Consider the following 7859-nt stretch of genomic DNA (forward strand, 5'->3'; position numbering starts at 1 on the left):
GTGGGCCGCGCCGCCGCGCGGCTGGATGCGCCGACCGTCGCCGCGCTGCATGGCCGCACCCGACTGGCCGATGATGCCGGCGACCTGGCGGCGCTGGCGCGCTCCGTCGCCCGGCCCGGCCTGAAGGACCGCATCGCCGCCTATCGCGCCGCCACGCTGGCGGCGCGATAGCCGCATGCTGGCCCGCGCCGGGGGCAGGGCGGCCCCGGCTACCCCGGCGGCGTGAAGGCCGCCCGCGCCGCCGCGGCCTCCGCCCGGATGGCGCAGCCCTCGACATGGTCGTTGATCAGCCCCATCGCCTGCAGGAAGGCATGCACCGTGGTCGGGCCGACGAAGGCCCAGCCGCGCTTCTTTAGATCCTTCGACAGGGCGATGGCGGCGGCGGAGGTGGTGGCCGTCTGCGGCGGCGGCAGGGAGCCCGGCGGCGGCTCGAACCGCCAGACATGGGCGGCCAGCGAGCCCGCCTGCCGCACCAGCTCCTGCGCCCGCGCCGCGTTGTTGATCACCGCCTCGATCTTGCCGCGGTGGCGCACGATGCCGCGATCCTGCAGCAGCCGCGCCACATCCGCCGCCGTGAAGCGCGCCACGGCGTCGATCTCGAAATGGGCGAAGGCGGCGCGGAAATTCTCCCGCTTCGCCAGGATGGTCCGCCAGCTCAGCCCGGACTGGAAGCTTTCCAGGCAGAGCTTCTCGAACAGCCGCCGGTCATCGGCGACGGGAAAGCCCCATTCACGGTCGTGGTAGGGGAAGAATTCCGCCACGCCGGCGCACCAGCGGCAGCGCGGGCGGCCATCCGGCCCGGGGGTGGTGGCGGCTGGGGTCTCGGTCATCGGATCATCGGCCTGACTTGAACATGCTCGGATGCTCACACCCTTCGCAGCGGCACCCGGGTGGACAGCAGCAGGCCGCAGCCCACCAGCACCGCGGCGCAGGCGAAGGCGGCGCGAAAGGCGGTGGTCATCTCGGCCCGGAAGGCGGACTCGGCCGCCGCATCCAGCCCGGCCAGGGCGGAAGGCCCGGCATTGACCAGGGCGACGAACAGCGGCTTCGCCTCGCCGCCCGCCAGCGTCAGCGTGCCGAACAGCACCGCCCCCAGCAGCGCCGTGCCGGTGGCCGCGCCGAGCGAGCGGGTGAACTGCACGGAAGCGGTGGCGGAGCCCAGCCGCTTTGGCCCGGCGGAAACCTGCACCGCCACCTGCACCATCGGGAAGCACATGCCGAAGCCGAGCGAGACCAACGCCAGCAGCCCCGCCATCACCGGCAGGTCCAGCCAGGGCAGGGTGACCACCAGCGTCACCAGCAGGGAGCAGGACAGGCTGAGCCCGATGCCCGGCCAGCGCATGATCCGCCCGGTGCGCGCCAGCAGGTTGCCGGAGATGATGGCGCCGAAGCCGGCGCAGGCGGAAAGCGGCAGCAGCGCCAGCCCGGCCTGCGCCGTGCCCAGCCCGCGCACCGCCGTCAGGTACAGGGGCAGGAAGGCGATGCAGCCGACGAAGGCGCCGGCGACGCAGGCGGACATCAGGTTGGCGCGCCAGATGGTGGCCTCGCCCAGCAGCCCCAGCGGCAGCAGCGGGTCCGGCGCCCGCTTCTCCCACCGCAGCAGCAGCACCAGCGCCAGCGCGGCGACGCTGCCCAGCACCGCGGCCACCAGCAGCGGCCCCGGCGCCAGCCGCCGCGCCTGGTCCAGCGCCAGCAGCGCCGGTGCCACGAAGATGGCGAACAGGCCGAGCCCCCACCAGTCGAAGCGGAAGCCGCCGCGCATTCCCTTGGCCGCGCCGCCGAGCCGTGTCACCGCCAGCCAGGCGGCCAGGGCGGACAGCGGCAGTTGCAGCAGGAAGATGGTGCGCCAGCCCAGCCCGGCCGTCATCACCCCGCCCAGCACCGGGCCCAGCGCGCTGGCCGTGGTGAAGACCGCGGCGATATAGGCCTGGAAGCGCCCGCGCTCCCGCGCCGGCACCACCTCCGCGATCAGGGCGACGGACAGGCTGATCAGCCCGCCGCCGCCGAAGCCCTGCACCACCCGCGCCGCCGCCAGCCCACCGAGGGAGCCGGAGACGGCGCAGAGCGTGGCGCCGGTGGCATAGACCGCCAGCGCCACCAGCAGCATCCGCTGCCGCCCGAAGGCATCGCCCAGCCGCCCATAGACCGGCGCGGCCACGGTGTTGGCCACCAGGTACAGCACCACGATCCAGGAAATCCGCTCCACCTCGCCCAGGTCGCGGGCGATGGCGGGCAGGGCGGCGGCGACGATGGTCTGGTCCAGCGCGGCGCCGAACATCGCCAGCGCGACCGCGGGAAACACCCGGAAGAACAGCCGGCGCAGTTCCGCGGGCGGGACCGGGGCGGCGGGGCCGCTGGCGGGGGGAGGCGTCATGTGCCGGGGATCAAACCACCGGCCGGGCGGTCAGACGACCCCCGCGCGGCCCATCTCCAGAAACTTCTCGCGCCGGCGGGCGCGCAGCGTGGCGCCGTCCAGCGCCAGCAGCGGCTCCAGGCTGTCCCAGATCTGGCGGGACACGGCGGCCAGCATGGCGGCGGGGTCGCGATGCGCGCCGCCCAGCGGCTCCGCCACCACGGCATCCACCAGGGCCAGCTTGCGCAGATCCTCCGCCGTCAGCCGCAGGGCTTCCGCCGCCGTCGCCGCCTGCGCCGCGTCGCGCCACAGGATGCTGGCGCAGCCTTCGGGGGAAATCACGGAATAGATCGCGTGTTCCAGCATCAGCACCCGGTCGGCGGCGGCCAGCGCGATGGCGCCGCCCGATCCGCCTTCGCCGATGATGGTGGCGATGAAGGGCACCGGCGCATCCAGCCCGGCCTCGATCGACCGCGCGATGGCTTCCGCCTGGCCGCGCGCTTCCGCATCGATGCCGGGGAAGGCCCCGGCGGTGTCGACGAAGGACAGGATGGGCAGGCCGAAGCGGCCGGCGAGTTCCATCAGCCGCCGCGCCTTGCGGTAGCCTTCCGGCCGCGCCATGCCGAAATTGTGCTTCACGCGGCTCTCGGTGTCGTGCCCGCGCTCGGTCCCGATCACCATCACGGCGCGGCCGCGGAAGCGGCCCATGCCGCCCAGAACGGCCTTGTCGTCGGCGAAGGCACGGTCCCCGGCCAGGGCCACGAAATCCTCCACCAGCCCGGCGATGTAGTCCGAGGCGTGCGGGCGTTCCGGGTGGCGGGCGATCTGCGCCTTCTGCCAGGGGGTGAGCTTGGCGTAGGTGGCGGCGAGCAGCTTGTGCGCCTTGTCGCGCAGCTTGCCCACCTCCTCCGCCACGTCGATGCCGCCGGCATCGGTGGTGCGGCGCAGCTCCTCGATCTTGCCTTCGAGCTCTGCGATGGGTTTTTCGAAATCGAGGAATTGGCGCATGGCCCAGGCGGGTTAGCCGAAATCCGCGGCGGAGGTAAGGGCGGCGGCGGATTCGCTGGTGAATGGACCGCTGGGGCCTGGCGAAGGCGGAAGGGGCGGTCCAGCCCGGCTCAGACTCCGGCGCTGGCCGGCAGGCCCGTGGTGACGAAGGTGACCACGCCGCCATAGGCGCCGGTCATCCGCTTCACGAACTGCGTGAGCGAATCCTTGCGGACCGCGTCCTGGGTGTTGCCGTAGTGGAACACCTCGTTGGCGATGACGATCCCGACATGCTTGCGCGGATGGTTGCCCATCTCGGTGAAGTCATTGGTGAAGTTGCTGGTCAGGGAGACGAAGATCAGCCCCTTCTGGATGTCCGGGTACTTCGCGGTGGTGTCCAGCACGGTCTTGCCGGCGACATGGGTGAAAAGCTGGTTCACCCGAACCAGGGCGCCGCGCTGGCCGTACATGGCATGGCTGCTGGGCAGCTTCGCGGGCAGCAGCCCGTCGCAGGTCAGCCCGACGCCGGCGGCCCAGCGCAACGCATGGCCGACGAAATGGGCGCAGTGGTTCTGGTCGTCGCCTGCCTTCCCGAAGCCGAAGGGGCAGATCGCCTCGATCGACTTGCCGAGGAAATCGGCAACCCCTGGCGTCCCGATGGGTGTGGCGGCCGCATTCTCGCTGGGCATGGGCGATCCTCAAGGGCTTCTTCCGGCCGAGGACCCAGCGTAGCGGCGCCGCGGCTGGCGGCGCCAGCATTTTGTTGCCAATGCGTCAGGATACGGCCCTGCCCCTCCTCAGGGCAGCAGGATCGGCACCAGGCCGTGGCGCTGGGCGAAGCGGTTCAGGCTGCCATCCACCCGGGTGCGCTCCAGGAAGGCGTTCACCTCGTTCAGCCATGCCTGGTCGCCGCGCGCCACCGCATAGGCATAGAGCGTGTCGCCGAAGCGGCCGGGCGGGTCGATCACCCGGGCCCAGTCATGCATCAGCACCATGCGCCGCGTGTAGGGGAAGTCCGACATGAAGACATCGGCGCGGCCGGACAGGATCTCCCCCTCCCGCGTCCGGGGCGCGGCCACCACCATCACCTCCGCGTTGCGCAGCGTCTCCCGCATCAGCGGCTCCATCACCGTCCCCGCCGCCACCGCCACCACCGTCCCCGGGCTGTCGATGTCGCGCCAGGCCTGGATGCGGGTGTTGGTGCGCGTCGTCACGGCATAGACCGGGCTGGCCATGTAGGGCTTGGAGAAGGCGACGCGCTGCGCCCGGCCCGGCGTGATGCCCACCGCCATCATGGCGATGTCGCAGGTCCCATCCTCCACCCGGTCCATGAATTCGCTGAAGTTGGTCTCGACAAAGGTCAGGCGCGCACTCAGCCGGGTGGCGAGGCTGCGCGCCATGTCGATGTCGATCCCCTCCATCTCGCCATTGCGCGGGTTGCGGTAGGAGATGGCGAAGTATTCGGGCCAGATGCAGACCAGCAGTTCGTTGCGCTGGCGGATGGCAGCCAGCCGGTCCGCCGTGGGCGGGGTGGGTTGCGTCGAAGCCTGAGGCGCGACCAGGGGTTGTGCCAGCCGCGGCCGGGGCGCCGCGCTGCCCACCGAAGGCTGTTGCGGCGTCAAAATCTGCGCCCGTGCGACGTCTCCGCGCTCGCAAATTAAGACGAAACAGCCGATAAGGGCTGTCGCAAAGATGGTCCCACGCATCACCCAACTCCGTTCCGCCCTGCGGCGATCGCTCGGCCTTGGCGCGCCTCGGCCGCCGGAGCCTCGCCCTTGGCTGCTCTTCTCGGCTGCGGTCGGGCTGGTCGCCCTTTGCCTTGTCGGCATTTACAGCATTCTGATGCATCGCGGCCAGCAGGACGCGATTGCGGAGGCGGAGCGCCTCACCCAGGGCGTCGCCGGCGGCCTGGCCGACCAGCTCACCCGCGCCATGCAGACGATCGACCTGGTGCTGCTGGACGCGACGGAGCGGTTGGCGGAGGCCGATCCGGTCGCCGTGGCCCGACAGGTCACCACCCGCATCCGCGACGTGCCGCAGATGCGCGCCCTGCTGATCACGGACGCGCAGGGCTTCATCATCGCGAGTTCGGTGGAAGGGCTGCGCGAAGCCTCGGTCGCGGACCGCGAATGGTTCCGCCTGCTGCGCTTCGGCGGCCAGGCCATGCGCCTCGGCGCGCCGGAGGCCGGGCGCTACCTCGGCCCCACCGGCCGCGCCATCGGCCATGCCGGCGGGCTCTATGCGATTCCCTATGCCCGGGCGCTGCGCGGCGCCCGCGGCGAATTCCTCGGCACCGTCGTCGCCATCCTGAACCCGGACTACCTGGTGGGCGTGGCTCGGCGCCACGCCGATGCCTTCGGCGCCGTCATCCGTGTCCATTCCTTCCAGGGCCTGCTGCTGGCGCGTTCCGACGGGCGGGTGGAGGGTGTGGGTGAGCTGAACTCCTCCTCCTGGATCTTCCGCGACTTCCTGCCGCGGCGGGAAAGCGGCACCTGGGCCGGCATCGACCAGGATCGGGTGGAGGTCGTGGCCTCCTTCGCCGTCACCCGCCAGGGTGCCTTCGTGGTGGAAACGGCACGGAACCGGGAGGCGGCGCTGGAGAGTGCCCACCGGCTGGGGGCGCTGCTGGCCGCCGGCGTTGCCGCCGCCGCCGTGGTCACGCTGGTGGCGCTGTGGCTGCTGGTGCGCCAGGCGCAGGCGCTGAAGCTGCAGGGCCAGCGGCTGGCCGAATCCGAACGCCACGCCGTCGCCGCCTCCCGCGCCAAGGAGGAATTCCTGGCGTCAATGAGCCATGAGATCCGCACGCCGATGAATGGCGTGATCGGCATGACGGGCCTGCTGCTGGACACCCGGCTGGACAGCCTGCAGCGCCGCTATGCGGAAACCATCCAGGGCTCCGCCGAGCACCTGATGATGGTGCTGAACGACATCCTGGACTTCTCCAAGCTGGAAGCCGGCGCCCTGCAGCTGGAACAGGTGCCCTTCAACATCGAGGCGGAGATCGCCACGATCGTGGAGCTGTTCGCCCCCCGCGCCGCCGCCAAGGGGGTCGAGCTCGTCTGCGCCCTGTCGCCCGACCTGCCGGCGCGGGTCATGGGCGATCCGGGCCGCATCCGGCAGATGCTGTTCAACCTGGTCGGCAATGCGGTGAAGTTCACCGAGACGGGCTGGATCCAGGTCGCCATCTCGGTGGATGCGGAGCTGGATTACTGGCGGCTGCGCGCCTCCGTCTCCGACACCGGGATCGGCATCGAGCGCGACAAGATCGCCATGCTGTTCGAACGCTTCACCCAGGCCGATGCCTCGATCCGCCGCAAATACGGCGGCACCGGCCTTGGGCTTGCCATCTGCAAGCGGCTCGCGGAGGAGATGGGCGGCGGGATCGAGGCGGTGCCGCGCCTGGCCGGCGTGCGCAATGGCGGCGGCAGCGTGTTCCGCTTCACCGTGAAGATCGGCCGGGTGGAGGGCGAGCAGCAGCCGCTGGCCGGCCTGGCCGGGCGCCGCGTGCTGGTGGTGGACGATCTGCCGCTGAACCGCGAGATCCTGGTCCGCCAGCTGGCTGGCATGGGGGCGGAAGCCGCGGCGGTGTCCGATGGCGGCACCGCGCTGGCCGCGCTGCGGGCCGCCGCCAGCCAGGGCAGGCCCTTCGAGGCCGCGGTGCTGGACGGGCAATTGCCGGATGGCGACGGCCTGGCGCTGGCGCGGCGCATCCGCCAGGAATGGGACGCCTTCGGCCGGCCGCGCCTGCTGCTCTGCGCCTCCGGCTCCGCCGACCCGCGGGAGGCGCAGGGGGAAGCGCGTGGCGCTTCCAGCGGGCAGGGCGTGCTGGACGGTCTGCTGCTGAAGCCGGCCCTGCCGACGCGGCTGCGCGACGCGCTGCTGACGGCGCTGGCGCCGCGCCGGGTGGAAGCCGCCGCGCCCCCGCCGGCCCCGTCCCTGCCAGCCGGGCCGCAGATCCGCGTGCTGCTGGTGGAGGACAATCCGACCAACCAGTTGGTGATGCGCACCATCCTGTCCCGCGCCGGGGCGGCGGTGGATGTGGCCGGCGATGGCGCCCAGGCGGTGACCGCGGCCCGCGGCGCGCTGTACGACGCCATCCTGATGGATCTGCAGATGCCGGTGATGGATGGGCTGGAGGCGACGCGCACCATCCGCGGCCATCCTGGCCCGAACCGCACCGCCCGCATCATCGGCCTGACCGCCGCCGTGGGCCCGGAATTCGAGCGGCAGTGCCGCGAGGCCGGGATGGACGACTACCTCGGCAAGCCGGTGCAGCGCGAGACGCTGCTGCGCAAGCTGGGCCTGGCCGCCCCTTCAGGCCAATCCGCCGGCCAGCCCCCCGGCCAACCCCCTGGCCAGCCAGCCGGGCCGCAGCCGGCCGGCACCCGCGCCGCCTGAAGCCGCCCGGCTTCGGCCGCCTGGCGGGCCGCTACTCCAGCGCCAGCCCCTGCACCGCGACGGCCAGCCCGCCGCGCGCCGCCCCCGCCGCCACCGCCACGCCCGCCACCGCCCAGCCCTC

General features: G+C 72.3%; 6 protein-coding genes. 1 reads left to right on the top strand and 5 read right to left on the bottom strand.

All coding sequences use genetic code 11. From position 1 onward, the window contains the following. Positions 1–209 precede the first annotated feature (209 nt). The 5 genes from HEQ75_RS27130 to HEQ75_RS27150 all read right to left on the bottom strand — a co-directional run bounded on the left by HEQ75_RS27130 (position 210) and on the right by HEQ75_RS27150 (position 4962). Positions 210–830, bottom strand: a complete 621-nt coding sequence (locus tag HEQ75_RS27130) for a DNA-3-methyladenine glycosylase I (RefSeq protein ID WP_168035254.1) — start codon at positions 828–830, stop codon at positions 210–212. A gap of 35 nt (positions 831–865) precedes the next feature. Beyond that, entirely contained in the window at positions 866–2374 is a 1509-nt protein-coding gene (locus HEQ75_RS27135; protein ID WP_168035255.1) for an MFS transporter, read from the bottom strand. 30 nt (positions 2375–2404) lie between these two features. Beyond that, positions 2405–3361, bottom strand: a complete 957-nt coding sequence (locus HEQ75_RS27140; RefSeq protein WP_168035256.1) for an acetyl-CoA carboxylase carboxyltransferase subunit alpha — start codon at positions 3359–3361, stop codon at positions 2405–2407. A 110-nt stretch (positions 3362–3471) separates the two neighbouring features. Next, positions 3472–4029 (bottom strand): hypothetical protein, encoded by a 558-nt coding sequence (locus tag HEQ75_RS27145; protein WP_168035257.1) that lies wholly within the window; start codon positions 4027–4029, stop codon positions 3472–3474. A gap of 108 nt (positions 4030–4137) precedes the next feature. Next, positions 4138–4962: a substrate-binding periplasmic protein gene (locus tag HEQ75_RS27150; protein ID WP_168035258.1), complete on the bottom strand. Its 825-nt coding sequence runs from the start codon at positions 4960–4962 to the stop codon at positions 4138–4140. Positions 4963–5182: 220 nt separating this feature from the next. Here HEQ75_RS27150 and HEQ75_RS27155 point away from each other — a divergent pair, with 220 nt between their 5' ends. Next, on the top strand, positions 5183–7738 hold the full coding sequence (locus HEQ75_RS27155; protein ID WP_168035259.1) for a hybrid sensor histidine kinase/response regulator: 2556 nt from the start codon (positions 5183–5185) through the stop codon (positions 7736–7738). Positions 7739–7859 lie beyond the last annotated feature (121 nt).

Source organism: Falsiroseomonas selenitidurans, from assembly GCF_012103215.1.
GTDB classification, from domain to species: domain Bacteria; phylum Pseudomonadota; class Alphaproteobacteria; order Acetobacterales; family Acetobacteraceae; genus Falsiroseomonas; species Falsiroseomonas selenitidurans.